Origin of the sequence: Rhizobium sp. SSA_523 (assembly GCF_030435705.1) — a bacterium.
Lineage (GTDB): Bacteria > Pseudomonadota > Alphaproteobacteria > Rhizobiales > Rhizobiaceae > Neorhizobium.
This window is the reverse complement of record NZ_CP129382.1, coordinates 1,648,109-1,664,994: the sequence shown is the minus strand read 5'-3', so window position 1 is coordinate 1,664,994 and position 16,886 is coordinate 1,648,109. Positions and strand designations below refer to the sequence as shown.

General features: G+C 62.9%; 15 protein-coding genes and 1 pseudogene. 4 read left to right on the top strand and 12 right to left on the bottom strand.

Annotated elements, in window-relative coordinates; genetic code table 11:
• The first annotated feature begins 136 nt into the window (after nt 1-136).
• Nucleotides 137-1,558 carry a ribosome biogenesis GTPase Der gene (gene der, locus QTJ18_RS16365; protein ID WP_252751241.1) on the top strand — a complete coding sequence of 474 codons (1,422 nt, stop codon included), beginning with the start codon at nt 137-139 and terminating at the stop codon, nt 1,556-1,558.
• Between the two features lie 150 nt (nt 1,559-1,708).
• Here the strand turns inward: der and QTJ18_RS16360 are convergent, their stop codons facing one another.
• From QTJ18_RS16360 to QTJ18_RS16350, 3 genes are all read right to left on the bottom strand, one after another.
• Nucleotides 1,709-3,235 (bottom strand): methyl-accepting chemotaxis protein, encoded by a 1,527-nt coding sequence (locus tag QTJ18_RS16360; protein ID WP_252751240.1) that lies wholly within the window; start codon nt 3,233-3,235, stop codon nt 1,709-1,711.
• Between the two features lie 189 nt (nt 3,236-3,424).
• On the bottom strand, nt 3,425-4,486 hold the full coding sequence (locus tag QTJ18_RS16355; RefSeq protein WP_252751239.1) for a glycosyltransferase family 4 protein: 1,062 nt from the start codon (nt 4,484-4,486) through the stop codon (nt 3,425-3,427).
• A gap of 126 nt (nt 4,487-4,612) precedes the next feature.
• Nucleotides 4,613-5,524 (bottom strand): sugar kinase, encoded by a 912-nt coding sequence (locus QTJ18_RS16350; protein ID WP_252751238.1) that lies wholly within the window; start codon nt 5,522-5,524, stop codon nt 4,613-4,615.
• A gap of 176 nt (nt 5,525-5,700) precedes the next feature.
• On the opposite strand from QTJ18_RS16350, the gene bglA reads away from it, so the two are divergent.
• A complete protein-coding gene (gene bglA, locus QTJ18_RS16345) occupies nt 5,701-7,350 on the top strand; it encodes a beta-galactosidase BglA (RefSeq protein ID WP_252751237.1) in 1,650 nt (549 codons plus the stop codon).
• 92 nt (nt 7,351-7,442) lie between these two features.
• On the opposite strand, the gene QTJ18_RS16340 is transcribed toward bglA, so the two are convergent.
• Nucleotides 7,443-8,360 (bottom strand): AraC family transcriptional regulator, encoded by a 918-nt coding sequence (locus QTJ18_RS16340; protein WP_252751236.1) that lies wholly within the window; start codon nt 8,358-8,360, stop codon nt 7,443-7,445.
• Between the two features lie 211 nt (nt 8,361-8,571).
• Here QTJ18_RS16340 and QTJ18_RS16335 point away from each other — a divergent pair, with 211 nt between their 5' ends.
• Nucleotides 8,572-8,709: a hypothetical protein gene (locus QTJ18_RS16335; protein ID WP_252751235.1), complete on the top strand. Its 138-nt coding sequence runs from the start codon at nt 8,572-8,574 to the stop codon at nt 8,707-8,709.
• A gap of 91 nt (nt 8,710-8,800) precedes the next feature.
• Nucleotides 8,801-9,022: pseudogene (locus QTJ18_RS16330) on the top strand (Atu4866 domain-containing protein); the annotation flags it as partial.
• 42 nt (nt 9,023-9,064) lie between these two features.
• Here QTJ18_RS16330 and ade read toward each other — a convergent pair.
• The 8 genes from ade to QTJ18_RS16290 all read right to left on the bottom strand — a co-directional run bounded on the left by ade (nt 9,065) and on the right by QTJ18_RS16290 (nt 16,884).
• A complete protein-coding gene (ade, locus tag QTJ18_RS16325) occupies nt 9,065-10,759 on the bottom strand; it encodes an adenine deaminase (RefSeq protein WP_252751233.1) in 1,695 nt (564 codons plus the stop codon).
• 159 nt (nt 10,760-10,918) lie between these two features.
• The gene (locus QTJ18_RS16320; RefSeq protein WP_252751232.1) at nt 10,919-12,025 is read right to left on the bottom strand and encodes an ABC transporter substrate-binding protein; all 1,107 of its coding nucleotides are present in this window, start codon (nt 12,023-12,025) and stop codon (nt 10,919-10,921) included.
• Nucleotides 12,026-12,253: 228 nt separating this feature from the next.
• The gene (bioB, locus tag QTJ18_RS16315; protein ID WP_252751231.1) at nt 12,254-13,300 is read right to left on the bottom strand and encodes a biotin synthase BioB; all 1,047 of its coding nucleotides are present in this window, start codon (nt 13,298-13,300) and stop codon (nt 12,254-12,256) included.
• Complete coding sequence (locus QTJ18_RS16310) at nt 13,297-13,941, bottom strand: biotin transporter BioY (protein ID WP_252751230.1); 645 nt, start codon at nt 13,939-13,941, stop codon at nt 13,297-13,299. Before QTJ18_RS16310 ends, bioB begins: the two co-directional genes overlap by 4 nt.
• A gap of 212 nt (nt 13,942-14,153) precedes the next feature.
• Nucleotides 14,154-14,813 (bottom strand): GntR family transcriptional regulator, encoded by a 660-nt coding sequence (locus QTJ18_RS16305; protein WP_252751229.1) that lies wholly within the window; start codon nt 14,811-14,813, stop codon nt 14,154-14,156.
• A gap of 140 nt (nt 14,814-14,953) precedes the next feature.
• The gene (locus QTJ18_RS16300) at nt 14,954-15,271 is read right to left on the bottom strand and encodes a hypothetical protein (protein ID WP_252751228.1); all 318 of its coding nucleotides are present in this window, start codon (nt 15,269-15,271) and stop codon (nt 14,954-14,956) included.
• A gap of 433 nt (nt 15,272-15,704) precedes the next feature.
• Nucleotides 15,705-16,034 carry an ArsR/SmtB family transcription factor gene (locus tag QTJ18_RS16295; protein WP_252751227.1) on the bottom strand — a complete coding sequence of 110 codons (330 nt, stop codon included), beginning with the start codon at nt 16,032-16,034 and terminating at the stop codon, nt 15,705-15,707.
• A gap of 103 nt (nt 16,035-16,137) precedes the next feature.
• A complete protein-coding gene (locus QTJ18_RS16290) occupies nt 16,138-16,884 on the bottom strand; it encodes a HugZ family pyridoxamine 5'-phosphate oxidase (protein ID WP_252751226.1) in 747 nt (248 codons plus the stop codon).
• Between the last annotated feature and the right edge of the window lie 2 nt (nt 16,885-16,886).

Here is a 16,886-nt window from a genome sequence, read left to right as displayed (position 1 = left end):
CCGGTCCAGTCTCCAAGAGGATGACGCGGCCGGCTTTGCATGGGAAATGCATCAGAACAAAGGGTTGGAGCGGCGGGGTGATCCTGTCGCACCGGAAGCGCTCCGACCGAATCAGAAGGCCAGAAAGGCACGCGTCATGAGTTTCACTGTCGCCATCGTCGGGCGTCCGAATGTCGGCAAGTCCACGCTCTTCAACCGTCTGGTGGGCAAGAAGCTCGCGCTGGTGGACGATACGCCGGGCGTGACCCGCGACCGCCGGCCGGGCGATGCCAAGCTGGTCGACCTGCGTTTCCGCATCATCGATACGGCCGGCCTGGAAGAGGCGGATGCCGAATCCCTCGAAGGGCGCATGCGCGCGCAGACGGAAAAGGCCATCGACGAAGCGGATCTGTCGCTCTTCGTGGTGGACGCCAAGCTGGGGCTGACGCCGGTCGACCAGGCGCTGGCGGAAATGTTGCGCCGCCGCGGCAAGCCCGTGGTGCTGGTGGCCAATAAATCCGAAGCCCGCGGCTCCGATAGCGGCTTTTACGATTCCTATACGCTCGGCCTTGGCGAGCCTGTGCCGATTTCGGCGGAACATGGCCAGGGCATGATCGATCTGCGCGATGCTATCGTGGAGGCCATCGGCCCGGAACGGGCATTTCGCGATGACGACGAGGATGAGGCGGTTACGGATGTCTCTGTCTTCCTGCCGGATGACGAGGATGACGAGGCCGAGCCCGCCTATGACGAGACAAAGCCGCTGCGCGTGGCGATCGTCGGGCGCCCGAATGCCGGAAAATCCACGCTGATCAACCGCTTTCTCGGCGAAGACCGGCTCTTGACCGGCCCCGAAGCCGGCATCACGCGCGATTCCATCTCCGTCGAATGGGATTGGCGCGGCCGAACGATCAAGATGTTCGATACGGCCGGCATGCGCCGCAAGGCCCGCGTGCAGGAAAAGCTCGAAAAACTGTCGGTCGCCGATACGCTGCGGGCCATCCGTTTCGCGGAAACCGTCGTCATCGTCTTCGATGCCACCATCCCCTTCGAGAAGCAGGATCTGCAGATCGTCGATCTGGTGCTGCGCGAAGGCCGCGCTGCCGTGCTGGCCTTCAACAAATGGGATCTCGTGGACGAGCCGCAGGCGGTTCTCGCGGATCTGCGGGAGAAGACGGAGCGGCTCCTGCCGCAGGCGCGCGGCATCCGCGCCGTGCCGATTGCCGGGCAGACCGGCTATGGTCTCGACAAGCTGATGCAGAGCATCATCGATACCGACAAGATCTGGAACAAGCGCATCTCGACGGCGAAGCTCAATCGCTGGCTGGATGGCGTCCAGGTCCAGCATCCGCCACCGGCGGTGTCCGGGCGCCGGCTGAAGCTGAAATATATGACGCAGGTCAAGGCCCGACCGCCAGCCTTCATGATTTCCTGCACCCGGCCGGATTCCGTGCCGGAGTCCTATCTGCGCTATCTGATCAATGGTTTGCGCGCCGATTTCCAGATGCCCGGCGTGCCGGTGCGCATCCATCTACGCGCTGCGGAAAATCCCTTCGAAAACAAGCGCAAAAAGCGCTGAGGCGAGGCGCTGATGGCGCGCCCGCCGTGATGGGGCGCGCCCGCCGTGATGGGAGGCGCTCGGCGTGCCCTGCCTGTGATGACGCGCCGTTCATGACGCGCCACTCATCGCGGGGGATCGTTTCCTCGGAGGATCTGCAGTGCCGGACAATCAGCCGCGCATGCCGGCCCGCCGCAGTGTCGGGCCCTGTGCCGCCTGCGGCTCGATCGCCCGTGCCACGCCTGCCATCCCTTGTGTCCCTGAAATCCCGTGCATCCCTGACACGCCTTGCGTCCCTGCCGCGCCGGTGCGGAAGCGCATCATCTGTTCGCGCAGCAGAACCGACTGGCTATCCAGCGTGGCGGCGGCGGCCATAAGCTCCTCGACCATGGCCGCATTGCGCTGCGTATCCTGATCCATGGCGTTCATGGCGGCATTGACCGCCGCCAGGCCGACCGCTTGCTCGCGGGATGTGGTGGCAATCGTGTCCATCTGCCGGTTGATGTTGACGATATGCTCGCCGATGATGCTGAGCGCATCGGCCGTTTCGCGCACCAGCTGCACGCCGCCATCCACCTCCGCGCTGGAGTTCTGAATGAGGCTCTTGATTTCCTTGGCGGCGGTCGCCGAGCGCTGGGCAAGCTCGCGCACTTCCTGCGCCACGACGGCGAAACCCTTGCCGGCATCCCCGGCGCGCGCCGCCTCGACGCCGGCATTCAGCGCCAGAAGATTGGTCTGGAAGGCGATTTCATCGATGACGCTGATGATATTGGCGATCTGCTGGGAGGATTGCTCTATGCGCTGCATGGCCTGCTCGGCGCGGGTGACGACCGCCCGCGACTGATCGGCTGCCTGCGTGGCGGCAAGGGCGACGGTTTTCGCCTCATCCGTCGTCCTGCTGGCAGAGGCGACATTGGCCGTCAGTTGATTGATCGCCGCGGCGGTTTCCTCGAGCGATGCCGCCTGCCGCTCGGTGCGTGCGGAGAGATCGGTCATGCTCGCCGTCACCTCCCTTGTCCCGGTGCCGATGCTGGCCGAGACGCGCAGAACGGCATTCATCGCATTGGACAAATGGTCGAGCGCCAGGTTGAAATCCTGGCGCAGGCCGTCATATCGAGCATTGAGCGGCTCCTCGATCGGATGCGACAGGTTGCCGTCGGAAAGCCGCGTCAGTCCCTGGCCTATGGCCGCGACGGCGCGCTCGATCTGGCGCAATTCTCCGTCGAGAATGGATCGCTGGTCCTTGCGCTCGCGCTCCAGCGCCTCGTTCTCTTCGGCGAAGAAGTGGTTCATGGCCACCGCCACATCCGCGAAAATCGATTGCATGAGCGACATGATCAAGCTGTCGCGCGATCTCTTGCTCGTCCATCGCAATTTGTCGACAAGCGCGGTGATGAGGCCGCCGCCATAAAAGGCATAGCCCTGCAGATAATCGGGATAGGAGACCTGCGCGGCAATGCTGCGCGCAATCACCGCCTGCTCGCGAAAGTAATCCGGCGAGAAATCACCCGTTGCGATGCGCCGGAACTTACGCTCCTCCTGCTGCATCATCTCTTCCGGCACGTTTGGCATGCCGACGGACTGATAGGCGCTCTTCAGCACCGCGCGCAGCTGCGGCAGCACATGGTCGCGGACGGTCTCGCCAATCGCCCGCCTGTCCGCCGGCCACGGTTTGATCTGGTCTTCGATCTTCGACATTCCGACCTCACTTGTTCTCAAGATGAGCCGGAAGGTTAGGAGGGCTTTGTCAAAAATATGTTAAGTCTATACAGTTCTACCATGTATAATTAGTGATATTTATTTTTTATCCAAAGTAAAAAATAATAAATCTAAAACAGTAATTTGCAATATTATCGACGCCGGATTCCTCGGAGGCATGCTGCTTGATCACGTTCTCAGACTGTTGAACCCTCCGGCCGGTGGCGCCAGCGTCTTGCGCCCCTGGGCGATCAGCACATTGTTCAGGAACTGGCGGGATGCGGCTTCCCAGGTGAAATTGCGCGCCAGGCGACGGGCATTCTCGCGGCTGCAATCCAGCGCATCCAGGCAGGCCTGCCGCAGATCCTCGTCCAGGGCTCCGGCGCCGGAGCCGTTTTCGATGATATCGATCGGCCCCGTCACCGGAAAGGCGGCCACCGGAACACCGCTGGCAAGCGCTTCGAGAATGGTATTGCCGAACGTATCGGTCCTTGAGGGAAAGACGAAGACATCGGCCTGGGCATAGGCCTGGGCGAGATCCTCGCCGGTCTTCAGCCCGGTAAACAGAACATCCGGATAGCGCCTTTGCAGTTCGGCGCGCTCCGGCCCCTCGCCAATCACCACTTTCGAGCCCGGCAGATCGAGATCGAGAAAGGCCGGCAGGTTCTTCTCCACCGCGATCCGGCTGACGGTCAGGAAGATCGGCCTTGGCAGACCGAAAGGCCTGTCCTCCAGTTGGCGCGGGTGAAAGAGCGACTGGTCTATGCCGCGGCTCCAGCGCAGGAGGTTTTTCAGCCCGAGCTTGGCCAGTTCGCGTTCCAGGCTAGCGGTTGCCACCATGCAGCCGCTGCCGGCATTGTGGAACCAGCGCACGAAGGCGCGCATCCAGCGAATGGGCACCGGGAAGCGCGCCGCCACATATTCGGGAAAGCGCGTGTGGTAGCTGGTCGAAAAGGGCAGGTCGTTCTTCAGGCACCAGCGGCGCGCCAAAAGCCCGAGCGGCCCTTCTGTCGCGATATGCACCGATGTCGGTCCCTGGCTTTCCAGAAGCTTCGCCACCGATGAATAGCTGGCGACGGACAGGCGGATTTCCGGATAGGTGGGGCAGGGCACGCTCGAAAAATTCTGCGGCGTGATCATCGAGACGTCGATGCCCATCCGGCTCAGTTCGCGATTGGTGTTTTCAATGGAGCGCACCACGCCATTGACCTGCGGATACCAGGCATCGCTGACGATGGTGATTCTGGTCATCACTTGCACCTCGCTGGCCAGCGCACGACTCATCTGTCGTGGCTACGGTGCGGCATCTATCGGCGAAGAGTGTTACATCGTGATGTCAGGGGGGTGATGTCAGGGGGGTATGTCAGGGGGGTGATGTCAGCGGGGCAGCAGCGCCGGGTCGATCAGCGCGCCATGCTGGCTGATCACCACGGAGGCCACGGCGGCGCCATGCGCCGCAGCCTGCGAGAGGGAAGCGCCCTCGATCAGCCGCGACAGCAGGCCGCCGTTGAAACTGTCGCCGGCGCTTGTCGTGTCCACCACCGTCTCTGGCGGCACGGCGGGAACGAAGATCGTCTCGCTGCCTTCCGCCACGGTCGCGCCCTGGCCGCCGTTCTTGACCACCACCTGCAGCGCGCCAAGCGCCTGATAGCGTTCGATGGTCTCGGCAATATTGGCATCGCCGAAATGCGTCGTCTCGTCGTCGAAGCTCGGCAGAACCATGGTCGCGGCACGGGCGCCGGCGCTGATCGTGTCCAGCATGGTCGCCTTGCCTTCCCACAGCCTGGGCCGGATATTGGGATCATAGGCAATGGTCTTGCCGGCTGCCTTGGCGCGGCGCAGTTCGGAAAGCAGCGTTTCGCGCGCCGAAGCCGTCAGGATCGCCAGCGTGATCCCGGAGAAATAGACGAGATCCGCCTTGTCGATCGCACGGCGCAGATGGTCGGCATCCTCGGCGAGCTGGCGCGCGGCGGATGTGTCGCGCCAATAGCTGAAGGTGCGTTCGCCATCCTTGAGCGAGATGAGGTAGAGACCGGGCGTGCGCGAGGGGATGCGCCGGATCATCGACGTGCCGATGCCGGCCTTTTCGATGAATGCCAGCATCTCGTCCGACAAGGGATCGTCGCCGACGCAGGTCAAGTAGTCGATCGTCGACCCTTGCGACAGGCCGGCCCGCAGATACCAGGCGCAATTCAGCGTGTCGCCGGCAAAACCCTTCTTCAGCAGGCCATTGCCGGCCTGCGAGAGCTCCACCATGCATTCGCCGATCGAGAGAATATGATATGCCATCGGCTTGCTGCTCCTCCGTCTCCTGGAGCGGCATAGGACGATCCGCGCGGCAAGGCAAGCCGCCAGTGCAGGCTTGCGCCTGTCGCGACAGGGCATCATCGGTTCATCTTCATTTGTCTTTTGCTGCAAGCTCACTAGGTTGTCGTCTAGTGGTTTGAATTCGGAGCAAAGACGGCATGGCAACGGGAACGATAAGCAAGGGTGATCCGAACTGGTGGCGGGGCGCGGTGATCTATCAGGTCTATCCCCGTTCCTTCCAGGACACGACGGGCGACGGCATCGGCGATATCAGGGGCATCACCGCGCGCCTGCCGCACATCGCCTCGCTCGGTGTCGATGCCATCTGGCTCTCGCCCTTCTTCACCTCGCCCATGGCCGATATGGGCTACGACGTCTCCGATTACTGCAATGTTGATCCGATGTTCGGCACGCTGGCCGATTTCGATGCGATGATGGCCGAATGCGAGCGGCTTGGCCTGAAGGTCATCATCGACCAGGTGATCTCGCATACATCCGATCAGCATCCCTGGTTCATTGAAAGCCGCGCCAGCCGCAGCAATCCGCGAGCCGACTGGTATGTCTGGGCTGATCCGAAGCCGGACGGCACGGCGCCCAACAACTGGCTGTCGATCTTCGGCGGTCCGGGCTGGGAATGGGATGGCGTGCGCAAGCAGTATTACATGCACAATTTCCTGTCCTCGCAGCCGGATCTCAATTTCCACAATCCGGATGTGCAGGATGCCATGCTGGCGGCCGTCAAATTCTGGCTGGATCGCGGCGTGCATGGCTTCCGCCTGGATACGGTGAACTATTATTTCCACGACAAGCAGCTGCGCAGCAATCCGCCAATGGTCTACGACCCCAATTCCACGGGGCTCGAAACCGATACGAACCCCTATTCCATGCAGCATCATCTGTATGACAAGAGCCAGCCGGAAAACATCAATTTCCTCAAGCGCCTGCGCTCGCTGATGGACCAGTATGACTGCCGGACGACGGTGGGCGAAGTGGGCGACGCGGAACGGTCGCTGACCACGCTTGCCATCTATACCAGCGGCGATGACAAGCTGCATATGTGCTATACGTTCGATCTCCTGAGCCCGCGATTCACCGCCGATCACATTCGCGGCGTGGTTTCCAAATGCCAGGAAATCGTCACCAATGGCTGGGTCTGCTGGGCCTTTTCCAATCATGACGTCGTCCGCCATGTCTCCCGCTTCATGGAGAAGCCGGAGGAGCGGGAGCCGATCGCCAAGATCGCCATCAGCGTCCTCGCAACGCTGCGTGGCTCGATCTGCCTCTACCAGGGGGAGGAGCTCGGCCTGCCGGAAGCGGAACTATCCTTCGAGGATCTGCGCGATCCGTACGGCATCAGGTTCTGGCCCGCCTTCAAGGGCCGTGACGGGTGCCGCACGCCGATGGTGTGGGAAACGGAAAAGCCGCTCGGCGGCTTCAGCGAGGGCACCAAGAGCTGGCTGCCGGTTCCGGGCGAGCATACGGCGCTGGCGGTCAACGGGCAGGAGAATGACGAAAACTCGATCCTCAATCACTATCGCCGCACTCTGGCCTTCCGTCGCGCGCATGGCGCCTTGCTGGACGGCGACCTGACATTCCTGGACACACAGGCCGATCTTCTGGCCTTCATCCGGGAAAAGGGCGGCGAGCGGCTGCTCTTCGTCTTCAACCTGACGCGAGCCCCGCAGGATTACCTCCTGCCGGCCTCCCTTGCCGATTGCCATCCGACGCCAATGCCGGGCTATAATCCGCCCGTCGAGGACAAGGTGGTGCGCCTGCAGGCCTTCGACGTCTTCTGCGCCCGCCTCTAATACCAGATGTCGATGATGGAAACCGATAGCGCCGGATGAAGGCCTCCGGTCCCACGCGATCGGTTCCTTATAACGACATTTGATATAAGGGATCAGGCGGAGACCGGCGCATAGGCGGCCGGCTCCGTCTTCAGCCGCGTCACATCCTGCATGGGTGGCGCGCCGAACAGGCGGCGATATTCCCGGCTGAACTGGGAGGGGCTGTCATAGCCGACCCGGTGCGCCGCGCTTGCCGCATCCATGGCCTCCGAGAGGATGAGCCGCCGTGCCTCCTGCAAGCGCAGCTGCTTCTGATATTGCAGCGGGCTGAGCGCCGTCACCTCGCGGAAATGCTCGTGCAGGGAGGAGGCGCTCATGCGCGCCTCCCGCGCCACCTGGTCGATGCTGAACGGCTTGTCGTAGTTCTGGCGGATCCAGGCGATCGCCCGGTTCACCTGCGACAGCCGGCTCTCCGGCATCAGCATGCGGCGCAGCTTGGCCGCCTGGTCGCCGCGCAGCAGACGATAGAGGATTTCCCGCTCGATCAGCGGCGCCATCACCGGAATGTCCTCCGGCGTGTCGAGCAGGCTGACCAGCCGCAGTGCCGCATCCATGAGCTTGGGATCGGAACGGCTGAGGCACAGCGCCTTGCCGCAGCTCTTGGAGTGCGATGCCGAGGATAAGGCAATCGGCGCATCCATCATGAGGGCGGCCAGCGCATTCATGTCGAGGTCGAGCTTCAGGCTGAGATAGGGTTTTTGCGCATCCGCCTCCAGCACCTGTCCGGTGATCGGCAGGTCCGCCGAGGCGATGAGGTGGCGCGCCGGACCATAATGATAGACCTCGTCGGCAAGCAGAACCTGCTTCGATCCCTGCGCGATGATGCAGAGCGCCGGCTGCTGCACGCTCTGCATCGGCTCCGTCGGCTTTGACGCGCGCACGAGGCTGAGGCGCGGAATGGCTGTTGCAAAAACCCCGTCATCTTCGGTGTGATGTGCAATCAGCCGGGAAAGTTCCTGCAGTTGGTGCATGATAGTGTCCTTCGAACCGGCCCGTTTTGGCCGGATTTCTGCGGGTTTCTGACGCCGATGTAGCATTTTCGATGTTGATGATCCACCAAATAATCCGGCGGTCCGGATTTTTGTGCAATCATTCTGGAGTCCTGATCTACCGGTTTCGGCAGCAGCTTTGCCATATTGCTCCTGCAACGCAAAACGCAGATCCCATAGAAAGGAGACGGAGATGCAAAATTTCCAACGGCTGCTCGAAAGCCCGCTGACATTCGTGGTGGACCTGATCGAAACCATCAAGGTTCAACACCGCATATCCGTCGAGCGTCGCAAGCGCGTCGAGCTTCGGCGTCGATATATGAACGGTTGAGATGAATTGAAAGAGGCGGGTCCCGAAGAGCTCCGCCTCTTTCTTCGGATCATCGTGCAAGACAGGAGAGATTAGAATGACCACGCATGCCTTTGCCGGCCTGTGGATGACCGAGGACGGTTTCATCCGCCACGAACTGCTGCCGAACGGCCGCTATGTCGAGGGACGCGGTCACCGGGAACGGGCTTATCAAGGCCGTTACCAGATCCGCGGCAACCATATCGATTATCGCGACGATGCCGGCTTTGCCGCCGATGGCGAATTCCGCAACGATGTCCTCTATCATGCCGGCATGATCCTGCGCCGCGGCTGACGCATTCCATCCCTTCATGCGCCGCGCGTCCGGCCGCAGGGCTCAGTCGAGCAAGCGGAACTGATCGACATCCACCATGCCACGGTCGGATATTTTCAGATGCGGAATGACCGGCAGCGGCAGGAAGGCGACCTGCAGGAAGGGCTCGGCCAAAGTGGTGCCGAGGGCATAGGCGGCCTTGCGCAGCTCCGTCAGCGCATCGCGCACCGTCTCGAAAGGGTCAAGACTCATCAGCCCGGCGACCGGCAGGGCGATTTCTCCCGTGACGCGGCCGGCCTCGACGACGACGAAGCCGCCGCGGATGTCGGAGAGCCGATTGACGGCCAGCGCCATATCGTCCTCGCTGACGCCGACCACGCAGATATTGTGGCTGTCATGGCCGACGGTCGAGGCGATGGCTCCCTTCTTCAAGCCGAATCCCTGAACGAAGCCATTGGCGTGATTGCCGTTCTTCCCATGCCGTTCGATGACGGCGACCTTGATGATGTCATTGTCGAGATCGACGCTGGTCTGGTTGCCGGAGGCGGGCAGGCGGAAGCGGCGATGTTCGGTAATGATCTTGCCCGGCAGAACCCCGATCACCGGCTGTTCTTCGGTTTTGACCGGAACCGAGAAATCGGCCGCCTTGACCAGCCGCGCCTTGACGCTGTCGAGGCCGACAGGCGCGACCGGTCTGCGGCTTGCGAAGAGTTCGGGCGTGACGCGCCGGCCGCCGGCAAAGACCATGTCCGCCCGGCAGTCTTCGAGCGTATCGACGACCACCAGATCGGCGCGCCAGCCGGGCGCCACGAGGCCGCGGTCGAAAAGGCGGAAGGCACGGGCGGCGGAAATGGAGGCTGCGCGATAGGCGACCAGCGGTTCCACGCCATGGGCGATCGCCGTCCGGATCATGAAATCGAGATGGCCCTCTTCGGCAATGTCCAGCGGATTGCGGTCATCCGTGCACAAGGCCAGATAGGGGGAGAGCCGCTCCGTCATGATCGGCAAGAGCGCGTGGAGATCCTTGGAGACCGAGCCTTCGCGCACGAGGATATGCATGCCCTTGCGGATCTTTTCCAAGGCCTCCGCGGCGCTGGTCGCCTCGTGTTCGGTGCGGATGCCGGCGGCGAGATAGCCGTTCAGGCCAAGGCCTGACAAGAGCGGCGCATGACCATCGATATGCCCGCCCTGGAAGGCCTCGAGCTTGGCGATCGCCCCCGGATCCTTGTGGATGACGCCGGGGAAATTCATGAATTCCGCCAGGCCGATCACCTTCGGATGCTGCCGAAACGGCAGGAGCCGCTCGATGGGCAGGTCGGCGCCGGAGGTTTCCAGATGGGTGGCGGGGACGCAGGAGGAGAGCTGGACCCGGATGTCCATGATCGTCTCTTCGGCCGAATCGAGAAAGAACTGGATACCCTCGGTGCCGATGACATTGGCGATCTCATGCGGATCGCAGATCGCCGTGGTGACCCCGTAGGGCAGCACGCATCGGTCGAATTCATGCGGCGTGACGAGCGAGCTTTCGATGTGCAGATGCGTATCGATGAAGCCCGGCACGACGATCCGGTCGGAAATGTCGATCGTCTCGCGGCCCTCATAGGCTTCGCAGGTGCCGACGATCGTGTCGCCGCAAATGGCGATATCGGAGGCTGAGAGTTCACCGGTCACAAGGTCGAAGAACCGGCCGCCCTTGAGGACGATATCGGCCGGCTGTCGCCCCGTGCCCTGATCGATTCGGCGTTCAAGATCGCTCATGGTGTCGCTCTCCGGTTGATGCTGGCGACACGATAGCGGTCTGTCCTGTGGCGTGGAAGGGGCGGCGGCCGCCCGTTGGCGCAAGGCCTGCGCGGCAGAGGTGGCCGAAGAGGACCGGGCAGATCGCTCGGCCCGGTCTTCCGCGCTTTGGTGTGCGGACTATTCGACGGAGACCATCTTGCTGTCCTTCCACTGGAAGAGGTCGAAGGTCTGCGAGGTCAGGTCGCCGGTCTCGCCATAGGTCAACTCGCCGATAACGGTGTTCACTGGTTCGCCCGATTTGAGGGCGGCGGCAACGGCGGACGCATCCTCGGCGCTGCCGGCGCGCTCGATGCCGGCCTTGATGACTTCCACCGCCGCATAGGCGTTTAGCGTGAAGGCTTCCATCGGAATGTTGCGGGCGGCCAGCGCCTCGGCGGCGGCCTTGGCATCCGGGTTCTTGCTGGCATCCGCAGCCGTGGTGAAAATGGTGCCGTCGGCGGCCGGGCCGCCAATGCTCGAAAATTCGGTGTTGGAAAGTCCGTCGCCGCCGATCAGCATCGGCTTGATGCCGAGATCGGCCAATTGCCGCACCAGCAGTCCGGCTTCCGGGTGATAGCCGCCGAAATAGACGACATCGATGTTTTCCGCCTTGATGCGGCTGGTCAGGGCGCTGAAATCCTTCTCGCCCGGGGTCAGGGCCTCGTTGAGAACCTCGGTCACGCCCCCCTTGTTCAGCGCGGCCTTGAAGGCATCGGCCAGGCCTTTGCCATAGGCGCCCTTGTCATTGATGATGGCGACTCGCTTGTCCTTGGCGTGCTTCAGCAGGTAGGAGGCGGCCACATCGGCCTGCTGGTCGTCGCGGCCGCAGGTGCGCAGCACGGTTTCAAGACCGCGCGTCGTCAGGGCCGGCGTGGTGGCCGTCGGGGTGACCATCAGGACGCCGTTCTCGGCCAGCGCATCGGAGGCCGGCATGGCGACGCCGGAGGTGACGGGGCCGACGACGAAGCGTACGCCATCGCCGATCAGCTGGTTGGCGGCCGAAACGCCCTGCTTGGGTTCGCCCGCATCATCGGCAATCTTCAGGACGATCTTTTCGCCCTTGATGCCGCCGGCCTTGTTGATGACGTCGATGGCGGTTTCCGCCCCGTTCTTCACCTGGTTGCCATAGGCGGCGACGGGGCCGGTTACGGGCGCGATCAGGCCGATGACGATATCGGCGCGGGCAGCGGAAACGAGCGAGAGGGTGGCGATGGCAGTGGCGCCGAGCAGGGTCTTGACGTTCATATTGAGCCTCCGTGGGTCGGCCGACATTCGGCCTGTGAAGTGGCCGTGCACCCTGTGCGTCTGCCGGCGGTCTGCATCAGGCAGCCCGTGCCAAGCGGCAGGACGGGTGGGCGGTCCAGGCAGAAGGCGCCATGTTTGGCTGCATTCTGCCGTCATGTTTAAGAATTCGGCAGGGACTGCGCAAGGGATTATATCGCAGACTGCCGCCGTCTTCGGCATATGCATGTTTTATGGGCTGACCGATGCAATCTTCCGGCGCTGCATCCCTTGCTGGGCCGGCGCCTGAGGCGTGCGGCGCACGGCCGTTTCGCCGGCTTGCGGGCGGGCCGCCAGGGCGGCAAACAGTTCGGCATCGTGATCGCGTCCGGCATTGGCGGTGGTCAGCAGCCTGTCACCCCAGAACAGCGAATTGGCCCCGGCCACAAGGCAGAGGATCTGCGCCTCGCGGTTGAGGCTGGACCGCCCCGCAGAGAGCCGCACCATGGCCTTGGGCATGATGATCCGCGCGGTGGCGACCATACGCACGAGATCGAGAGGATCGACCGGCGGGCAATCTGAAAGCGGCGTGCCCTTGACCGGCACCAGCGCATTGATCGGAACGCTTTCCGGATGCGGCGCCATGCTGGCCAGCACCTGCAGCATGGAGGCGCGATCGCGCGCCGTCTCGCCCATGCCGATAATGCCGCCGCAGCAGAGCTCGACGCCAAAGGCACGCACGGTTGCGAGCGTATCCAGCCGATCCTGATAGGTGCGGGTGGAAATGATCTCGCCGTAGAATTCGGGACTGGTATCGAGATTGTGGTTATAGGCGGTCAGGCCCGCCTCCGCCAGGCGCTCGGCCTGGTGCGGCGTCAGCATGCCGAGCGTCACGCAGGCTTCCATGCCCAGCGAGCGGACCCCGCGGACCATGTCCAGCACGGCATCGAAATCGGGGCCGTCCGTCACCTTGCGCCAGGCGGCTCCCATGCAGAAGCGCTCGGCGCCGGCCTTGCGGGCGCGGTCCGCCAGCGCCACGACGACCGCCGGATTCATCAGGCGCTCGCGCGTCAGCTCGACCTCGCGGTGATGGGCGGATTGCGGGCAATAGGCGCAATCTTCCGGACAGCCGCCGGTCTTGATCGACAAAAGGCTCGCCTTCTGCACGCGGTCCGGATCGTGATGCTGCCGATGCACGGCACTGGCTCGACCGATGAGATCGAGCAGCGGCAGGTCGTGGAGGCCAAGAATGGCCTCGATCGTCCAGTCATGGCGGATCATTTCCGCGCCGGTCCTCATCGGCCAGGCCCCAGCAGGCGTGAGAGGCCGCTGCCGAAGATCGCACTGCCGACAGCAACCGCGGCGCATTTGACGAGGTCGCCGAGAAGGAAGGGCGCAACGCCGAGCGCAAGAAGGCGGTCGGCCGGGACGAAGAGCGCAAGCCAGGCAAGGCCGGCGGCATAGATCACGCCGAGGCCGACCAGCATGGCGCCCATCTGCCGGATCATGGCCTTGCCGCCCGCCCGGCTGCCAGCAAGGCGAGCTTCGGGACGACGAGTAGGATGACGAATAGGGCGACTGGCAGGACCGCCGGCAAGATGGCCGACAAGGACGGATGCAAGCAGAAAGCCGAGAAGATAGCCGCCGGTGGGCCCGGCCATATAGGCAAGGCCGATGCCGCGCTCGGGCGATCCGGAAAAGACCGGCAGGCCCGTGGCTCCGGCGGAAAGATAGAGGAGAAAAATGGCGCCGGCGAATCGCGGACCGAGAAGCACGGCGAAAGCCATGACCGCCATCGTGTGCAGGGTCATGGGAACCGGCCAGAAGGGGATCTGTATCTTTGCCGCCGCGGTCATGACGGCGGCGCCGCCCAAGATGATCATCCCCCGACGGACCCATTTGGAGGCGCGGCCGGCAGTCAAACCCGTGTCGAGATCCATGAGCTAAATCCTTTTATAGATAATTTGACAGGAATATCTCGAATGAATCCACGAAGGGCCAGATTTGACAAGACGGAATCGTCGGTATCTGGAAAATTCTGAATTCTACTGGCCACTTTAAAGGAGATTATCTATAATCTACGCGTGTCAAAGTTATGCTCAGGCTGTGAGGCGCGATCTCAGGCGGGTATGGAGTGCGGCGCGGCAGGCCTTTAAGGAGTCAGGAGGGATAAGGCGTTTCGGCTCGTGGCCCTGACCGGGTGTCCCACCCATTGCACGTGACGAGCAAGAACGGCGGCAGCCCCTTCGATATCATGGCTGCGCAGGGCGGAAAGGATCGCCAGATGGTCGCGATCGGTCGGTGCTTCCCATTCGGCCCGCCAGCCGGAGAAGAGGAAACGGGCGCTGGCGGCATGCAGGTCGTCGATCGCCTTCAGGAGCCGGGGCATGCCGCAGGGTGTCAGAAGGATACGGTGGAAGCTGCGATTGGCCTCTTCCCAGGCCTGCACGTCACCCGCTCTGTCGCCGGCACGATTGGCCTCTTCGGCCTGGTCCAGGATGGCGCGTGTGAGGTGAGGGGCCGCATGGCGAAGCGCCAGGACCTCCAGCGCCGAGCGCATTTCGGCAACCTCCCGAACCTCCGCCATGGTGAAACCCGCAACGCGCGTGCCGCGCCGCGGCTCGCTGACGACCAGTCCCATGGCCTCCAGGCGGCGAAAGGCCTCCCGCACCGGCACATGGCTCGTGTCGAATTCCTCGGCAATGTGATCCTGCGCCAGGCGCATGCCCGGCGACAAGGCGCCGGCAATGATGCGCTCTGCAAGAATGCGGCTGATTCGCACCGCGATCGTTTCGGCCTTGGCTGTCGACATGAGCGATGCATAATACCAAGTGGCGCGAATGGGAACCCTTTGCGCCACGGCCTTCGGCGGTCTCCTGTATGGCGGGTTTCCCGCGCGCCTGGAACACGCCTCCTCGAGCACGCCTCCTCGATCACCCTTTGTTGTCGCCTCTATTGCGAGGGCGGGGTGACTTCGAGAGAGAAGCCGTCGCGGCTGCAGCGCCGCACCTGCTGCGGTCCGGGCTGGTTCTCCCGCTCGGCCTGTGGCCGCTCCCAGGACATGCGGGTCACCGTATCGCAGTCGAAGCCGGTCTCGGCGGCTTTCGGCGCAGATGGTTCTGGTGCCGGCAGGGTCGTCTTCGGCGTGATGGTGCCGCTACCGGGACTGGCCTTGCCGGCACTGCCCCAATCGATGGCGGATGCCGGCACTGTGGCGCAAGCGCTTGCCATTGCAACTAGAAATGCGAGCTTACGTGCCCCTGCCGTCATTGTATTCCGCTCCTCGTCCATCCTCTCCGGTGATTCAAAGTGTCGGTCAGGCTTCCGCTGAGGTCAAGCACGCCGAGGCTTGGCCGCAAGACATGGAGGCTTGGCCGCAAGGCGATAGAGCAGAAAAGCCTCTCAATCGTCGGCATGTCGGCAGAGGCGTCGATCCGATGAGGAAAGTCCGCTATGGACGGAAAATCCCTCCGGGCATCAAATGGATGGCATGAAGATACCCCTCATCCCGCGACGGGTCTTCTGGCGCGCGCCACCCGGCTCACGCCATAAGCAAAGAGTTGAGGCTGATCGGTCCCAGGCCGAATGGGAGCCGATCGATAGAAACAGGGCATGTCATGATGGTCGTGAAGTTCGGCACCGCTAATCGCAGGCTTTCCTCATGAAAGCGGTCGAGACGCGTGCCGTGATGTTTGCGCTGTCATCAAGCAGCCGATCGATCGCGTTCAGGTTCGCAATACAGGCCTTCCAATGTTTCCAGAACCCGCATGACGGATTCGGCAGAGCTGGAATAATAGATGGTTTGCGCGTCGCGCCGCGTGTTGACGAGTTTCTGGGCGCGCAGTTTCGACAGATGCTGCGAGAGCGCGGACTGGCTCAACCCAACTTTGGTGGCCAGCGCGCCGACGGCAACTTCGCCCTCGACGAGGCAGCACAGAATCAACAAGCGTTTGGGGTTTGCCATGGCAGACAGCAGGTTTGCTGCCGCTGCCGAGTGCTCAGTGAGTGATGTCATCTTGAATTCCTCAGTCATCCCCTAAGTAACCTGTCCGCCGCCTTGTGAGCGGTAACAGTAATGGCAAATTTAGCAAGACAGCACCGGGAATGTATATCCCTAAATTTTGCGTAGTGATATGTCAGTTTCCAAGTATACGCATAAGCTCATCTATAGCGTCGTCCGGTTGAACGAAGATGTCATCAAACTCATGGCGATAGATCCTGTCGCGTCCGGCGGGATCGGTTCCCGAAATGTCGATGCCGGCCGGATCCATGCCGCAGATGCGGTAATGCTCGGCTTTCGGGGCGCCAAAGGCACGCGCCAGTGCGGTCGCATCTTGCCCGCCATTCATCAGCCCTTCCTCTGCGGCAAGCCAGGCGGCCTGGTCCAGCGGGAAGGAGAAGGTGAAAAGACCGCCATCTATGGCATAGGCGCGGCCGAAGCCGCCGTTCAGGGAGGCATGGTCGGGGCGCAGGCGGTAAAAGCTGAAATCGGGAAAGTCGATATAGAGCGCGGATTTCGGATGCCGGTTGAGGAAGCGCCGCCTGGCCCTGTCATGGTCCTGGCTGCCGCGCGGAACCGGTTCCGCCAGGGCAAACAGCGTCACCCGCGGATGCGCAAGCGGATCGCCCTTGCCGGGCTCACCCGCCAGGAGCGAGCATCGCGGTTCGCCGGCCAGGCTGCGCGTATGGGCCGCGAGCGTGGAGACGAGGATGAGCGGCGTCCCGTCAAGATCGGTCGCCATCAGTGCGCGGCTGACCGCGGGAAAGCCCGATGCGGCATCCTGGACCGCAAGGGCGACGGAGCGCGCGGACCGCAAAAGCGTGCGGCCGAGCGTCAATGCCTCGGGATCGAGATCCCGCAGGACGGATGGCTTGTCAGTCACGC